The sequence below is a fragment of the Micromonospora sp. DSM 45708 genome, assembly GCF_039566955.1.
Classification (GTDB): Bacteria; Actinomycetota; Actinomycetes; order Mycobacteriales; family Micromonosporaceae; genus Micromonospora.
Window position 1 is genome coordinate 2,883,305 of sequence record NZ_CP154796.1, and the last position, 15,692, is coordinate 2,898,996.

The following is a 15,692-nucleotide window of genomic DNA, read 5'->3' on the forward strand; positions in this document are numbered from 1 at the left end:
CGCAACCGCAAGATCGACGGGTGGGGGTGTTTGCCGGATCACGGTGGGGCCGGGGCGGCCGTACGCTGGGTCGGCGATGCGGGGACGGGGGAGTGGCATGGGTGGGCGGGTACGGCTGGACCGGCGCAGCGTGCTCGCCGCCGTGGGCGGGCTGGCGGTCGCCGGGATCGGCGTACCGGTCGGGCTGGCCGCCACCCGCGACCGGCCGCGGGAGGCCCGCGGGCGCCGGCCGGTCAGCATGGCCATGCACCTGCACGCCTCGTTCAGCGAGGGCGTCGCCAGCTACGCCGCCCACCTCGACCAGGCCCGCCGCAACGCCGTCGACGTGCTCTGGTGGACCGACCACGACTTCCGGGTCGCCGCGCACGACCACCGCCGCGTCGTGCACTTCGACGGGCCGGAGGAGCCGGAGGGCGGCCTCGCCTGGACCTGGCGCCCGAGCACCGAGGGGCGGCTCACCGACTCGTCCGCCGACTTCGTCGCCGCGCCGGACGCCGCCGACGGGCCCGGCCGCGCGTTGCGCCTCACCGCTGCCGGCGCCGGCACCCACTGGTACGCCGGCAAGGCGTGGAACTGGACCCACACCGGGAACATCTCCGACACCACGCTCCACCTCGACGTGCGGCCCGAGTCGGCGGGCCGGGACGCCACGCTGACCGTCGAGGTCGCGTTGTCCCACCACCCGGCCGGTCCGGGCCGTCCCGCCGGGCAGTTGGTGCTGCGCTACCGGCTCGGCGCCACCGACACGGTCCGGCACGCCGTCGACGGCCGGCACGGCACGGTCGACCGGCCCGCCCCGGCCGGCGACTGGCGGCGGCACACGTTCGACCTGCTCGCCGACGTCCGGCGGCTCTGGCCCGACGTGGTGGCCGGCGACAACTCGCTGCGCGGGCTGCGCCTCGGCGTCACCGTCACCGGCGGCGCGCGGGGCGCTTACCTGGTCGACCGGCTGGTCTTCGACCGGGCCCGCCGCGCCGGGCAGGCCGGCGAGGAGCTGCGCGCCGAGGTGCTACGCGGCTACGCCGGGACGTACCCGGGGGTGACCCACCACCGGGCGTACGAGGTGTCGATGGTGCGGCACCTCAACTGGTTCGGCGGCGATGGCACGCTGCCCCGCTTCCCGTCCCCGCCGGTGCGGGACAACGACGTCGACGCGACCGAACGGATGGTCGAGTTCCTGCACGGCCACGGCGGCGTGGTCTGCTGGAACCACCCGCTGGACGTCGAGCGGCGCGACTCGCTGGCCCGGCTGCTGGTGGAGCGGCGCGGGCTCGGCGTCGACCTGATCGAGATCGGACGCACCCCGGTCGATGACCACCTCTGGGCGTACGACGTGGCGGCCCGCAACGCGATCCCGCTGACCGCCGTCGGCGTCACCGACGACCACGACGGCACCGACTGGCGGGCCGGGCGCGACCGGCACGTCACGTCCGTCTGGGCCGCCTCGACCGGCCGCGACGACCTGGTCGCGGCGCTGCGCGCCGGGCAGGCGTGGTTCGCCGACCTGGCCGGCTACCGGGGCGCGCTGGACCTGGAACTCGGTGGCCGCAGCGCCATGGGCGCGCTGCCCACGGTCGCCGAGGACGCGGTCACCGTGCGGGTGCGCGCCACCGACCTGCCGGCCGGGGCCACCCTTGAGGTGGTCACCGGCGACGTCGACTCCGCCGGCGTGGCGGACCCGACGCCCGCGATCCGGACCGGACAGGTGCCGTGGCGGCAGTTGCGGCAGGGCTGGCACGACCTGCCGGTGCGGGTGGGTGCCGGCGCGTACGTGCGCACCCAGGTCCGCGACCGCGACGGCGCCGTCGTCGGCGCGAGCAACCCGGTCTGGCTGCTGCGCCGCCCCCCGCCCCATCGCATCCCCCCGGCCCGCCGCTTCTGACCCCGGGCGGACAGACCCGTCGATCATGAAGTTGACGGCGGCGCGCGTCCGTTCCGTCGCCGCCACCCTCATCATCAACGCGGTCCGGGGGTCTGTACGCGGCGGCGCCGGCACGCCGGCGGCCCAGGGGGCGACCGATGGCGTTTCCCCGCGCGTCGGCTCGGGTAGGGCCACCCGAACGACACTGACCCCATGCGTGGAGGCCCTTCGATGAAAGACAACTTCGGTGACGCGGTGGGCGACGCGTTCCGTTCGGTGATGCTCTTCCTGCCCAAGGCGGTCGCGTTCGTCGCGATCCTGGTCGCCGGCTGGCTGATCGCCAAGGCCGTGCTGAAGCTGGTGGACAAGGTCCTGGAGCGGGTGCACTTCGACCGGGCGGTCGAGCGTGGCGGCATCAAGACGGCGCTGGCCCGCTCGAAGTACGACGCCAGCGACATCGTCGCCAAGCTGGCCTACTACGCGGTGCTGCTGGTCACGCTCCAGCTCGCGTTCGGCATCTGGGGCCCTAACCCGATCTCCGACCTGATCGCCATGGTGGTCGCCTGGCTGCCGCGGGCGTTCGTCGCGATCGTCATCGTGGTGGTGGCCGCGGCCATCGCCCGCGCGGTGAAGGACATCATCTCCAGCGCGCTCGGCGGCCTCTCCTACGGCCGGGTGCTGGCCAACCTCGCCTCGGTGTTCATCCTCGGCCTCGGTGTCATCGCCGCGCTCAACCAGATCGGCGTCGCCACCGCGGTCACCACGCCGGTGCTGATCGCGGTGCTCGCCACCGTCGGCGGCATCCTGGTGGTGGGCGTCGGCGGCGGCCTGGTCCGACCGATGCAGAGCCGCTGGGAGAACTGGCTGACCCGGGCCGAGGAGGAGTCCCGGACCATCGCCACGCACGCCCGCGCCTACCAGGCCGGCCGGCGCGACGTCGAGGCCCGGCTCGGCACGACCGACCCGCACCGCGAGGCCGAGCTGACCCCGCCGGTGTCCCGGGACGCCGAGGCGGACCGCACCCAGCCGGTGCCGGCGTACGCGGGTTCCGCCGAGCCGACCCAGCCGGTGCCGGCCCCGGGCGCCGAGGACGCCACCCAGGTGATCCCGCCGCTCGGCGACTCCGCGCGCACCCCGGCGACCGCGCCGCGCCAGCCGACGGCCGAGCAGGCCGCGGACAGCGAGGCGACGATGGTCATCCCGCCGGCCGACGTGGACAAGTTCCGCCGCTGAGCCGAGCGCACGAAGCGGGGCGGGGTCCGATGCGGGCCCCGCCCCCGTTTCGTGTCCAGCGGGGGTGTTCGGCCCGGCCGCGCCGCCGCGTGTGGGTCCACCAGTCGAGCTGGCGCAGCATCTTCGCGCACCCGGCCGCCGGTCCGTCGGGCCGTGCGGTCAAGGCCGGCGTCCGGTTAGGATCGTCGGCATGACCTGGCGATTATGACCCCCACCTGACCGACGAGGCCGCGGGCCGCCGCGGACACCGTGCACTCCGACCGGTGTCCGTCACGTCCCGTGGGAAGGCCCCATGCTCGTCGTTCCTGCCCGCGTGCCCGCGACCCGCCGACTGGCGGCGACGCTCTACGGGTACGCGTTCCTCACCGACCTCGTCCTGCTGTACCCGCTCTACGTGCTGCTGTTCGCCGACACCGGGCTGTCGGTCGGGCAGATCTCCTCGCTGTTCGTCGTCTGGTCCGCCGCCGGCATCCTGCTGGAGATCCCGTCCGGCGCGTGGGCCGACGCGCTGTCCCGGCGGCTGCTGCTCTGCCTGGCGCCGCTGCTCACCGCCGCCGGCTTCGCGCTCTGGGTGCTGTTGCCGTCGTACCCGGCGTTCGCCGTCGGGTTCCTGCTCTGGGGCGCGGGCGGCGCGTTGCGTTCCGGCGCGTTGGAGGCGCTTGTCTTCACCGAGTTGGACCGCCTCGGCGCGGCCGACCGGTACGCCCGCCTGATCGGCCGTACCCGCACCGCCGAGGTGCTCGGCGCGGTCGGCTCCGGGGTCCTCGCCGGCCCGGTGTTCGCGTTCGGCGGCTACCTCGCGGTCGGCGCGGCCAGCGTGCTGACCTGCCTGCTCGCCGCCGTCGTCGCGGCGCGTCTCCCGGAGCACCGGGCGCCGGTCACCGCGCCGGCCGCCGACCGGCCGGTGTCGACCGGCGCCGGCCCGGGGGAGGAGGCGGCCGACGACGAGCCCGGCTGGCGGGAGAGCCTGCGCGGCGGGCTGGCCGAGGTGCGGGCCGACCGCGCGGTCCGCGCCGCCGTGCTGCTGGTCGCCGCCGTGGCCGCGATCTGGGGCGGACTCGACGAGTACACCGGGCTGCTGGCCCGCGACACCGGCGTCGCCGAGGCGACCGTGCCGCTGCTGCTCCTGCTGGTGTGGGGCGGGATGACAGTGGGCGGGCTGCTCGCCCCGCTGGGCGAACGGCTGTCCCCACGGGGGTACGCCGGCCTGCTCGTGGTCGCGGCGGCGGCGATGGCGGCCGGGGCGCTGCTGCGCCACCCGGCCGGGTTCCTGCTGCTGGCGCTCGCGTTCGCCGCCTTCCAACTCGCCACCGTGCTGGCCGACGTGCGGTTGCAGGCGCGGATCACCGGCGGGGCCCGGGCCACTGTCACCTCACTGGCCGGCATGGCCACCGACCTGACCACCGTCGCGTTCTACGGCGGGTACGGCCTGCTCGCCGGCGCGCTGGGCAACCCGGCCGCGTTCGCGGTGGCCGTGCTGCCGTACCTGCTGGTGGCGCTCTGGCTGCGCACCGGACGGGGGTGACTTGACGGAAAACAGATGATAAATCGTATTCGCGACTACGGTGGGTGCCGGACCCGACCTACCGCGGGAGACGATTGCGGTGACCCTGGAAGCAGAACGCACACTACGCGACGAGGACCTCAGCGGGCTGGCGGAGCTGGCGGCCCAACTGCGGGTGGACGCGATCCGGTGCAGCACCATGGCCGGCTCCGGCCACCCCACCTCCAGCCTCTCCGCCGCCGACCTGCTCGCCGTGCTGGTCGCCCGGCACCTGCGCTACGACTGGTCCTACCCGGGCAACCCCGGCAACGACCACCTGATCTTCTCCAAGGGCCACGCCTCGTCGCTGCTGTACGCGGTGTTCCGGGCCGTCGGGGCGATCAGCGAGCAGGAGCTGCTGGAGACGTACCGCCGCGCCGGATCGCGCCTCCAGGGCCACCCCACCCCGGTCCTGCCCTGGGTGGACGTCGCCACCGGCTCGCTCGGCCAGGGCCTGCCGGTCGGCGTGGGCGTGGCGCTCGCCGCCCAGTACCTCGACCGGTCGTCCGCCCACGTCTGGGTGCTCTGCGGCGACAGCGAGACGGCCGAGGGCTCGGTCTGGGAGGCGCTGGACAAGGCCGGCCACTACGGCCTGCGCAACCTCACCGCGATCGTCGACGTCAACCGGTTCGGCCAGCGCGGCCCGACCGAACTGGAGTGGGACCTGGACACCTACCGTCGGCGGGTCGAGGCGTTCGGCTGCCGGGCGATCGTCGTCGACGGCCACGACCTCGGCGCGGTCGACGACGCGTACCGGCAGGCCCGCGACGCCACCGGCCCGACCGTGGTGCTGGCCCGCACCGTCAAGGGCAAGGGCGTGCCCGAGGTCGAGGACGATCCGTCCTGGCACGGCAAGGCGTTCGACCCCGAGCTGGCCGAGCGGGCGGTGCGGGCACTCGGCGGGCCGACGCGGATCCGGGTGGCCGGGCCGCGCCCGCCCGCCGCGCCGCGCGCCACCGGGGCCGCACCCGCAGAGCCGGACCTGCCCCGCTACGAGCGCGGCACGAAGGTCGCCACCCGGGACGCGTACGGGGACGCGCTGCGCGCGCTCGGCGCCGCCCGGCCGGACGTGGTCGCGCTCGACGGCGAGGTCGCCGACTCCACCCGGGCCGAGCGGTTCGCCGACGCGTACCCCGACCGGTTCTTCCAGATGTTCATCGCCGAGCAGCAGCTCGTCGCCGCCGCCGTGGGCCTGGCGGTCCGCGGCCGACGGCCGTTCGCGGCCACGTTCGCCGCGTTCTGGTCCCGCGCCTACGACTTCATCCGGATGGCCGGCGTCTCCCGCGCCGACATCGCCCTGGTCGGTTCGCACGCCGGGGTGGAGATCGGCCCGGACGGGCCCTCCCAGATGGGCCTGGAGGACATCGCCGCGCTGCGCGCGGTCCCCGGCTCCACGGTGCTGTGTCCATCCGACGCGGTTTCCTGCGCGGCGCTGGTCGCCCAGTTGCCCGACCGTCCGGGCGTCAGCTACCTGCGCACCACCCGCGGCGCCTACCCGGTGCTCTACGACCACGGCGGGGCGTTCCCGATCGGCGGCAGCAGGGTGGTGCGCGACGGCGGCGACGTGGCGCTGCTCGGCACCGGCGTCACCGTGCACGTGTGTCTGGCCGCCGCCGACGAGCTCACCCGGGAGGGGATCGACGCCCGGGTGGTCGACCTCTACTCGATCAAGCCGGTCGACCGGGAGCGCCTGATCGAAACCGTGCGGGACACCGGCGGCCGGCTCGTGGTGGTCGAGGACCACTACCCGGAGGGCGGCCTCGGCTCGGCCGTGCTGGAGGCGCTGGCGGACCGGGCCGACCCGGTGCGCGTCCACCACCTCGCGGTACGCGGGCTGCCCGGCTCCGGCACCCCGACCCAGCAGCTCGACCGCGCCGGCATCGGCGTGCACGCCGTGGTCGCCGCGGCCCGCGCCCTCGCCTGAGCGGTGCGCAGGGGCCCCGCCACGCATTCCGCACCGGCGTGGCCCCGGCGCGCCGGCATCGTCACTCCGGCAGCGCGTCGACGTAGACCCAGCGGCCGTCCTCCCGGGCGAAGCGGCTGTGCTCGGTGAGCACGCCAGGCTGACCGCCCTCGCGGTAGTGGGCCCGGAACCGGACCGTGCCGGTGCTGTCGAACAGGCCGCCCCGCCCGGTCTCCAGCACCTCCAGCCGGGTCCACCGGGTGCCCCGATCCAGCTCCAGCCGATCGGGCCGGGTGCCCGAGTGCCAACTGTGCCGCAGGTAGTCGGCATCGCCGAGCGCGAACGCGCTGAACCGGGACCGCATCAGCGCCTCGGCGGTGGCCGCGGTCGCGACGCCCCGGTGCACCGGGGCGCAGCAGTCCGCGTACGGCCGCCCGGACCCGCACGGGCAGATCGTGCTCCCCTTCGCCATTCCCCGATTCTCGCCCGCCGCCCCGACGGCCGCGGAAGGGGCCCGCTCGAACACGCGTCGCCCGGCGGCACCGGGCAGCGGGCGGCGGAGCGGCGCAGTAGTGTCCGAGGACCATGAGCGCAAGCCCGACCCGGCGTGACCTCGACCCGGAGCAGGTCGGCCGCTACCTGGCCGCCTCACTCGGGTCGGCCGGCGCGGTCGCGGCCTGTGGTCCGCTGGCCGGCGGCGGGTTCGCCGCGGTCTGGTGGGTACGCCTCACCGACGGGCGGGAGGTGGTGCTCAAGGTCGGCCCACCACCGCACGTGCCGCTGCTGCGCTACGAACGCGACATGATCGGGGCGGAGGCGCGCTACCTGCGGCTGGTGGCCGACCGCGCGCCCACCGTGCCGGTGCCGCCGCTGCTGCACCACGGCCGCCACCCCGAGCTGGGCGACTGGCTGCTCACCGCGCGCCTGCCCGGCCGTACCCTGTGGGAGCTGACCCGGGCCGGCGCGGACGTCGCGCCGCTGCGGGCGGAGTTCGGCCGCGCGTTGGCCGCGCTGCACGCCGTCACCGGCGGGAGGTACGGCTACGACGGCGGGCGTGCCGCCGCCCCCACCTGGCGGGCCGCGTACCTCGCGATGGTGGACGACCTGCTCGCCGACGCGGCCGACTGGGCGGTGCCGCTGCCCGCGTCCCGGATCCGGGCGCTGGTCGCCCGGCACGCGGACGCCCTCGACGCGGTACGCCGCCCGGCGCTGCTGCACTTCGACGGCTGGGCCGGCAACGTGCTGGCGGTGGACGGGCCGGACGGCACGCCCCGGCTCAGCGGCCTGGTCGACGGCGAACGGCACCTGTGGGGCGACCCGCTGCTGGACCTGGTGTCGCCGCTGCTGTTCCGCCGCGCCGAGGACGAGCCGGACGACCCGCTGGTGCGGGCGTACCGGGCGGTGGCGCCGTTCCCGTTCGACGCGGGGGTGCGGCGGCGGCTCGGCCTCTACCGGCTGCACCTCTATCTGTTGATGACCGTGGAGATGCCCAGCCGTGGCATCACCGCGGAGTCGGATCCGGGCCGGGTGACGCGGCTGGCCGAGCTGCTCGACGCCGAGCTGACCGACCTGTCCCGCCCCACCGGCACTCTCGGGGCCGGTACGCCGTCCGACCGACGACCGGCGGAACCGGTCAGAGCCAGCCGGAACGGCGGAACAACCGGTGCAGCGTCACCGCCAGCGTCGCCATGAGCAGCAGCGCACCGCCGTAGCCGTACCGCCAGTGCAGCTCCGGCATGTGCGCGAAGTTCATCCCGTACACGCCGGCCACCGCCGTCTGCGACGCGGCGATCGCCGCCCACGACGCGATCCTGCGCATGTCGTCGTTCTGCTCCACGGCGAGCTGCGCCAGCCGGGACTGGACCAGCGAGGTGAGCAGTTCGTCGTAGGCGCCGATCCGCTCGACCGTCCGGGCCAGGTCGTCCGCCACGGCGGCGAACCGGGGACGCAGCGCGGGCGGAGGCCCGGCGTCGGGCGAGTCCCGCAACGCGCGCAGCGGGGCGCCCAGCGGCAGCACCGCCCGCTTGAACTCCACCACCTCCCGTTTGAGCTGGTAAAGGGGCTGGATGTCGGCGCCGTGCTCGTGGGCGAAGACGCTCTCCTCGACCCGTTCCAAGTCGTGTTCCAGGTGCTCGGCGACCTCCCCGTAGAGCTCGACCATCCGCGCGCAGACCGCGTACGCCACCGCCCAGGGACCCAGGGCCAGCACGTCCGGGCGGCGCTGCACCGCCTCGCGCACCGGGGCGAGCGCGCCGGTGGCACCGTGCCGGACGGTCAGCGCGAAGCGGTCGCCGAGGAACACCAGCACGTCCCCGGTGTCGACCACCTCGGAGGTGGCGGTCAGCTCGGTGTGCTCGACGTAGCCGGCGCTGCGCAGCACCAGCAGCGTGACGTCGCCGTGGCGCCGCACGGTGGGCCGGTGCCCGTCGGCGAGCGCCTGTTCCACGGCTGTCTCGTCGAGCCCGAACGTCCGGCCGACGGCGGCCATCACCGCCGCGCCCGGCTCGTGTAAGCCGAGCCAGACGAACGCGCGGCGGCCGTGCCGGGCCCGGGCGTACGCGTCGGCGTAGTGCGGCCGGCCCGGCTCCCGCCGCCCAGCGACGTAGACCGCGCAGTCGACCACCGCGTCCGGGTTGGTCCGACGTGGACGTTTCCCGGTCACCGGGCGGTCGCGCCCGAACAGGCGCCCGACGACGCCGGGCAGCCGTTCCCGCCACCGGATCCGGTCCACCGCACACCTCCGCCCGCCGGGAAACCGACGGCCTACCGTACGGCCCGGCGGCGCGGCGACGGCGTCCGGCCCGGGTCAGCGGGTGGCGGTGGCGAAGACCACGATGTTGTCGGGGTAGCTGCCGGTGCGCGGGTCGAACCGACCGCCGCAGGTGATCAGCCGCAGCCGGGGCGCAGCGCCGCCGCCGTACACCCGCTCGGTGGGGAAACGCGACTTGGGGTACGCGCCGACACCGTCCACGGTGAACGCCGCGGTCCGGCCGTCGGCCCGGAGCACCCGGACGGTGTCGCCGGGGCGCAGCCGGCCGAGGTCGAAGAAGACCGCCGGGCCGCGGGTGGAGTCGACGTGCCCGACAAGCACCGCGTTGCCGGCCTGACCGGGCGCCGGGCCGGGCCGGTACCAGCCGGCCACCTCCGGGTGCTCCAACGGCGGCACCTCCAGCGCGCCGCCGTCGTCGGTGGCCACCGCGACGATCTCGGCGTCGACGCCGATGCGGGGGATGACCACCCGCAGCGGCGTCGCGCGGGGGAGCGTCGGGCCGGCGGAGCCGGGACGCTCGGTGGCCGGCGCGGCGGACGCGCCGGGTTGGGGTGGCGACGCCGCGGTGCTGCCGAGACCGGCCGAGAGCAGTCCCGCGCCGGTGGCCCCGGCCAGGGTGACGGCGGTGACGACGACGGCGGTGCGGGCCCGCGACGGCCCGCCCGCCCGGTGCTCTGCTGGGGACAGCGTCCTACCTCCGTCCGGCGTGGACCGCGGGGCCCGCGCCGGGTGGACCGGCGCGGGCGACCCGCTGGGTGAGCCGCTCAGGCGGTGGCGCCCGCCCGGCGGCGGCGACGGACCAGGACGTACGCCCCGCCGGTGAGCGCGCCGGCGGCGAGCGCGCCGCCCGCGACCAGCACGCCGGTGTCGCCGTCCCGGCCGCCGGCGCCGGCCTGCGCGCCGCCGATCGGGGTGACGGTGAACGTGGCGCTGCCGCCGTCGCTGCCGTCGCCGCAGGTCGTGGCCACCGTGTACGTGCCGAGCGTGAACCCGGCGGTGAAGAGTTCCGCGCTCAGTCCGCCGCCCGCCGCGGCCGTGGTGGACCGGACGTTCTGATCCCGGTCCGGCCCGGTGACCCGGAAGATCGCGTCACCGGCCTTCGGGTTGCACGTCGTGGTGAGCACGACCGTGCCGCCGACCGGGGTGGTGGCGGGTGAGACTCTGGTGTCCGCCAGCGCGGCGGCCGGGAGCAGCAGTGCGCCGAGGCCCACGCCGACCGCCGCCGATCCGAGAATTGACTGTGCCTTCATCCGCGTCTTCCCTCACTTTTCGTCCGCTGTCTGCGTGGGACGTCGTTCGGGTGGCCAACTCCGTGACTAGCACCGGTGTGGCCAACACTAGGAGGGTTGCGGCGGTCACTGGGGGTAATTGAGAAATCTTCGTTGCCGTCCGGTGTCCCCCCTCCCGCCACCCGATGGCGGACATGCCGGCACGCGCGACGCCCCGGCGGACAAAACGTCAGACCCGCGCCGGGCGGTGATCGCTCAGCCGCCCGGCCGGACCAGCCCCACGTCGTAGGCGAGGACCACCGCCTGGATCCGGCCGGTCACAAACTAGCCTCCTAGGACGCCATTGCGGTTGCGGCACCCGCCACCCAGGAACGCCGGAAGAATCTCCGACCCCGATGTCGAGAACCGGTGGCCGGCTCCGTCCCCGCAGCGAACGCGGCCAGAATGGGTCGCACCCGCTCCGAGGAGACGCACCATGGCGAAGTACCTGCTGCTGAAGCACTACCGTGGCGGCCCGACCCCGGTCACCGACATGCCGCTGCTGGACCGGTGGACGCCGGAGGAGGTGTCCGCGCACGTGCAGTACATGAAGGACTTCGCGGCCCGCCTCGAGGAGACCGGCGAGTTCGTCGACTCGCAGGCGCTCGCCCCGAAGGGCACGTTCGTGCGCTACGACGGCGAGGGGCGTCCGCCGGTCACCGACGGTCCGTTCGCCGAGACGAAGGACCTCATCGCCGGCTGGATGGTGATCGACGTGGACAGCTACGACCGCGCCCTCGCCCTGGCCGCGGAGCTGTCCGCCGCGCCCGGGCAGGGCGGCGAACCGATCCACGAGTGGCTGGAGCTGCGTCCGTTCCTGACCGCGCCGCCCACCATCACGGAGTGACCCCACCGATGGACGAGGTGCTGCTCCGGAGCCTCACGCCGGGCGTCCTCGGCGTCCTCGTCCGCCGCGGAGCCGACTTCGCGGCGGCCGAGGACGCCGTGCAGGACGCGCTGGTCGAGGCGCTCCGCGTCTGGCCGGCGGACCCGCCGCGCGAGCCGAAGGCGTGGCTGGTCACCGTGGCCTGGCGTCGCTTCCTCGACACGGCCCGCGCCGACGCCGCCCGGCGTCGGCGCGAGGACGCCGTCGACGAGGAGCCGGCGCCCGGGCCGGTGCCCGGGGTGGACGACACGCTCCGGCTCTACTTCCTCTGCGCGCACCCGTCGCTGACGCCCTCGTCCGCGGTGGCGCTCACCCTGCGCGCGGTCGGCGGGCTCACCACCCGCCAGATCGCCCGGGCCTACCTGGTGCCCGAGGCGACCATGGCACAGCGGATCAGCCGGGCCAAGCGCACCGTCTCCGGCGTGCGGTTCGTCCAGCCCGGCGACGTCGCCACCGTGCTGCGCGTGCTCTACCTGGTGTTCAACGAGGGCTACTCCGGCGACGTCGACCTGTCGGCAGAGGCGATCCGGCTCACCCGTCAGCTCGCCGCCGCCATCGACCATCCCGAGGTGGCCGGGCTGCTCGCCCTCATGCTGCTGCACCACGCCCGCCGGGCCAGCCGGACCGCGCCCGACGGCAGCCTGGTGCCGCTGGCCGAGCAGGACCGCCGCCGGTGGGACACCGGCCTGATCGCCGAGGGGGTGCGGGTCCTCCAGGCGGCGTTGGCCCGCGACCGGCTGGGCGAGTTCCAGGCCCAGGCCGCCGTCGCGGCCCTGCACGCCGACGCGCCCACCGCGGCGGAGACCGACTGGGTGCAGGTCGTGGAATGGTACGACGAGCTGGTCCGCCTGACCGACAGCCCGGTGGCACGGCTCAACCGTGCGGTCGCCGTCGGCGAGGCGGACGGTCCCCGGGCCGGGCTGGCCGCGCTCGCCGCGCTCGACGAGGCGCTGCCCCGGCACGCGGCGGTGGCGGCGTACCTGCACGAACGCGACGGCAGCCCGGAGACGGCGGCCCGCCTCTACGCCGAGGCCGCCCGCCGGGCCACCAGCCTCCCCGAACGCGACCACCTGACCCGCCAGGCCGCCCGCCTCAACACCCGGTGACCGCCGGTCCGGGCGTGGGTGCTCCGGCGCGCCGGTCGCACGCTAGCCTGCGGGCATGGATCCGGGGCAGGACGGCGAGCGGGTGGCCGCGTCCCTCGCGCACCGACTCGCCGGGCTGACCTTCGTGGATCTGACCACCGACCGGGTGACCGCCCGGCTCGTCGACGCCGTGGTCGAGTGGGCGACCGGCGAGGGCTGGCGGGTCTACCGCCGGGCGGCGAGCGTGTTGCCGTTGCCGCCGCCGCTGTCCGGGCGGCAGTCGGTGCTCGACGTCGCCTGCGCCCGGCCGGACCGTCCGCCGGTCGTCGTCGAGGTCGACCACACCGACCGTCGACGGACCGTGGAGAAGCTGCTGGCCGAGGCCGAGGCCGGGCGGATCCCGATCTGGCTGCGCTGGGGCGTACCCGGGTTCACCGCGCCGCCCGCGCCGATCCGGATGGTGACGATCGAGGTGTCCCGCCGCAACGGCCCGGCCGGTCAGGGTCGGCTGTACTCGCGGCGACCGGCGGTGGACCGGCCGGCACCGGCGCACTCGGTCCCGGCGGGCGGTCCGGCCGAACCGGTCGCGCTGCCGATTCCCGCCCCCGACGAGCCCGACCGGGCTGCGCGGGATGTGCGTCGGTCCTGACGCCCACGGCCGGCAGGCCCGTGCTCCTGCCGGAAGAGGGGTCGACCGGTCGTCGCCGCTGTCAGGCCGCCGCTGTCGTCGGTGTCGTCCCGGGCTCGGCGTGTGGCGTCGGCCGGCCGTCGGCCCCTGTCCGGGTCGGGGACTCCGCCAGGCCGAGGGCCTCGTCGACCCGACCGAGGACCGGGTCGTCGGTTCCGACCGCGCGCAGCAGGTCGATGGCGGTGGCCCGGATCTGCCCGATGATCATGATGAGTGGTAGGGGCGGCCGGGACTCGAACAGCTGCGCGGCGATCCGTACCGCCTCCAGGGCCGCGGCGTCGGCCCGTTCGGCGCACTCGGCCGCGTCCTCGTCGCCGGCCAGGCTGTGCACCATGGCCTCACCGGCGGCGCGGACCGCGTCGGCGAGTTCGTTGATCGCCAGGGCCAGCTCGGGTGGGGTGGCGGTGTGCAGCCGGGTCAGGTGCACCCCGGCGCGGGCCAGCACCCGGATGTTGCGGGCGGCGTAGTCGAGTTGCCGGGCGGTGGCCTCGACCTCCCGGACCTGACCGATGTGCCGGCGGCGGCGTACCCGCAGTCGCAACGTCTCACCGGTGGCCGCCACCGCCTCGCGTAGCCGGTCCACGCAGTCGTCCACCTGGCGGGCCCGCTCCAGCGCGGCCCGGGCCGCGTCCTCGTCGCACCGGCGCAGCGCGTCGTTGACCCGGTTGAGCAGGTCGGCCAGGTCGGCGAAGGTCTGCCGGGCCTCGGCCACCAGCGGCGCGAGCGGATCCCGGGCGACGATCAACTGACTCGCCGCGATCGCCACCGCGCCGCCGATCAGCGCGTCGACGAACCGGAACGGCATCAGACTGCCCTTCGGCGCGGCCACCACGACCAGGTACAACGCCGAGACGGCGGCCTGCACGGTCAGCGTGGTGCTCGCGCCGAGCACCACCATCAGCCCGAGGGTGCAGCCCAGGACCAGGAACACCGTGGTGGTGGTCGGGCCGAGGGCCTGCACGACGACGTCGGCGACCAGGATGCCGGCGGCCACCCCGAGCAGGATCTCGATGGTCTGCCGCAGTCGCTTGCCCCGGGTCTCGCCGAGCACCACCAGCGCGGCGGACGGGGCGAAGAACGGATCGGGGTGACCGATCACCCGGGAGGCGAGGATCCAGGCGACGGTGGCGGCCACGGTCGCCTCGACCACCGACATCCAGTCCCGGCGTACCCGCCCGGCGGCGGCCCGCACCCAGTCCCGCATGTCCGTACCTCACCTTGGTCGCACCGGTCCAGGCGGCGGCCCGGTCGTCGCCCGGAGGTACCCCGGCCGAGCCGTGTCGTAACGAGAGCATGCCCACGTGCGGCTCGGTGCTCGACCTGGTCGACCCGCGCCCGGGGTGTCCGGTCCGGCGGTCAGCGCCGCGGCGGCACCGGCAGCGTCACGCCCCGCGCCGCGGCCTCGTGCGCCAGCTCGATCAGCTCGACGACGGCGACCGCGTCGGCCGGGTCGACCGGCATCGGTGTGCCGTCGCGCAGCGCGGTCGCCACCTGGAGGTAGAAGTCCGGGTAGCGGCCCGGTTCGGTGGGCACGGCCCGCGGGTCGTCGTCGGCGCCGAGACGTCCGTACCGCCGCGGGTCGACCCGGCCCCATCCGGGTTCGTCGGGTCGCCGGCCGTCGCGCAGCGCCGCCTCCTGCGGGTCCATGCCCCAGCTCGTGTAGGCGGCCCGGTCGCCGAGCACCCGGAAGCGGGGTCCGAGCTGCGCGGTGACCGCGCCCATCCACAGGTGCGAGCGCACGCCGCGCGTGTGGGTGAGCGCGACGAAGGCGTAGTCGTCCACCTCGGCGCCGGGCCGCCGCCGGTCCACTTCGGCGTAGACGCGTTCCACCGGCCCGAACAGTCGGACCGCCTGGTCGATGAGGTGGGCGCCGAGGTCGAACAGCGCGCCGCCGGCCTCGCCGGGCGCGCCGCTCTCCCGCCAGCCCGGCTTGACGGCCGGCCGCCACCGTTCGAACCGCGACTCGAACCGGGCCACCCGGCCCAGCTCGCCGGCCTCGACCAGCCGGCACACGGTGCGGTAGTCGCCGTCCCAGCGCCGGTTCTGAAACACGGTAAGCGGCACGCCGGCCGCGGCGGCGTCGGTCACCAGCTCCCAGCCCTGCGCGCTGGTCGGGGCGAGCGGCTTGTCGACCACGACCGGCAGTCCGGCGGCCACCGCGGCCCGGGCCAGCGGCACGTGCTGCCGGTTCGGCGCGGCCACCACCACCAGGTCGAGCTGGTCGGCGGCCTGCCACAGGTGTTCCGCGTCGTCGACCACGCGGGCGTCGGGATGGTCGGCCCGGGCCTGCGCGCGGCGCTGCGGGTCGCGGGTCACCACCGTGTCCAGCCGCAGGCCGGCAGTGGCGGCGATCAGCGGGGCGTGGAAGACCCGCCCGGCCGTTCCGTACCCGAGCAGTCCCACCCGCAGCGTCATGCCGCCGAATCTACGCGGCGCGCCGGTGCCGGGCGGCGGG

14 protein-coding genes are annotated in these 15,692 nt (G+C 75.7%); 8 read left to right on the forward strand and 6 right to left on the reverse strand.

Annotation, left to right across the window (positions count from 1 at the left end):
• Nucleotides 1-97 precede the first annotated feature (97 nt).
• From VKK44_RS12700 to VKK44_RS12715, 4 genes are all read left to right on the forward strand, one after another.
• Nucleotides 98-1,882, forward strand: a complete 1,785-nt coding sequence (locus tag VKK44_RS12700; protein WP_343447139.1) for a hypothetical protein — start codon at nt 98-100, stop codon at nt 1,880-1,882.
• Nucleotides 1,883-2,092: 210 nt separating this feature from the next.
• Nucleotides 2,093-3,094, forward strand: coding sequence for a mechanosensitive ion channel family protein (locus tag VKK44_RS12705; RefSeq protein WP_343447140.1), 1,002 nt, complete (start codon nt 2,093-2,095; stop codon nt 3,092-3,094).
• 292 nt (nt 3,095-3,386) lie between these two features.
• Nucleotides 3,387-4,619 carry an MFS transporter gene (locus VKK44_RS12710; protein WP_343447141.1) on the forward strand — a complete coding sequence of 411 codons (1,233 nt, stop codon included), beginning with the start codon at nt 3,387-3,389 and terminating at the stop codon, nt 4,617-4,619.
• Nucleotides 4,620-4,698: 79 nt separating this feature from the next.
• Complete coding sequence (locus VKK44_RS12715; RefSeq protein WP_343447142.1) at nt 4,699-6,561, forward strand: transketolase; 1,863 nt, start codon at nt 4,699-4,701, stop codon at nt 6,559-6,561.
• 61 nt (nt 6,562-6,622) lie between these two features.
• Here VKK44_RS12715 and VKK44_RS12720 read toward each other — a convergent pair whose 3' ends face one another.
• A complete protein-coding gene (locus VKK44_RS12720; protein ID WP_343447143.1) occupies nt 6,623-7,012 on the reverse strand; it encodes a YchJ family protein in 390 nt (129 codons plus the stop codon).
• A 113-nt stretch (nt 7,013-7,125) separates the two neighbouring features.
• Between VKK44_RS12720 and VKK44_RS12725 the strand changes: the two genes are divergently transcribed.
• Nucleotides 7,126-8,232, forward strand: coding sequence for a phosphotransferase family protein (locus VKK44_RS12725; protein WP_343447144.1), 1,107 nt, complete (start codon nt 7,126-7,128; stop codon nt 8,230-8,232).
• On the opposite strand, the gene VKK44_RS12730 is transcribed toward VKK44_RS12725, so the two are convergent.
• From VKK44_RS12730 to VKK44_RS12740, 3 genes are all read right to left on the reverse strand, one after another.
• Nucleotides 8,174-9,271, reverse strand: a complete 1,098-nt coding sequence (locus VKK44_RS12730; RefSeq protein ID WP_343447145.1) for a magnesium and cobalt transport protein CorA — start codon at nt 9,269-9,271, stop codon at nt 8,174-8,176. The genes VKK44_RS12725 and VKK44_RS12730 overlap by 59 nt on opposite strands.
• A gap of 75 nt (nt 9,272-9,346) precedes the next feature.
• Nucleotides 9,347-9,997: a class F sortase gene (locus VKK44_RS12735; protein ID WP_343447754.1), complete on the reverse strand. Its 651-nt coding sequence runs from the start codon at nt 9,995-9,997 to the stop codon at nt 9,347-9,349.
• A gap of 77 nt (nt 9,998-10,074) precedes the next feature.
• Nucleotides 10,075-10,560 carry a hypothetical protein gene (locus VKK44_RS12740; protein WP_343447146.1) on the reverse strand — a complete coding sequence of 162 codons (486 nt, stop codon included), beginning with the start codon at nt 10,558-10,560 and terminating at the stop codon, nt 10,075-10,077.
• 454 nt (nt 10,561-11,014) lie between these two features.
• Here VKK44_RS12740 and VKK44_RS12745 point away from each other — a divergent pair, with 454 nt between their 5' ends.
• From VKK44_RS12745 to VKK44_RS12755, 3 genes are read left to right on the forward strand one after another with little or no spacing between them, the layout of a single operon-like run.
• On the forward strand, nt 11,015-11,425 hold the full coding sequence (locus VKK44_RS12745) for a YciI family protein (protein WP_343447147.1): 411 nt from the start codon (nt 11,015-11,017) through the stop codon (nt 11,423-11,425).
• Between the two features lie 8 nt (nt 11,426-11,433).
• Nucleotides 11,434-12,570 carry an RNA polymerase sigma factor gene (locus VKK44_RS12750; RefSeq protein WP_343447755.1) on the forward strand — a complete coding sequence of 379 codons (1,137 nt, stop codon included), beginning with the start codon at nt 11,434-11,436 and terminating at the stop codon, nt 12,568-12,570.
• A 55-nt stretch (nt 12,571-12,625) separates the two neighbouring features.
• Entirely contained in the window at nt 12,626-13,198 is a 573-nt protein-coding gene (locus VKK44_RS12755; protein WP_343447148.1) for a hypothetical protein, read from the forward strand.
• Nucleotides 13,199-13,259: 61 nt separating this feature from the next.
• Here the strand turns inward: VKK44_RS12755 and VKK44_RS12760 are convergent, their stop codons facing one another.
• Both VKK44_RS12760 and VKK44_RS12765 read right to left on the reverse strand, forming a co-directional pair.
• The gene (locus VKK44_RS12760; RefSeq protein WP_343447149.1) at nt 13,260-14,441 is read right to left on the reverse strand and encodes an FUSC family protein; all 1,182 of its coding nucleotides are present in this window, start codon (nt 14,439-14,441) and stop codon (nt 13,260-13,262) included.
• A 152-nt stretch (nt 14,442-14,593) separates the two neighbouring features.
• Nucleotides 14,594-15,652: a Gfo/Idh/MocA family oxidoreductase gene (locus VKK44_RS12765; protein WP_343447150.1), complete on the reverse strand. Its 1,059-nt coding sequence runs from the start codon at nt 15,650-15,652 to the stop codon at nt 14,594-14,596.
• Nucleotides 15,653-15,692: the final 40 nt, after the last annotated feature.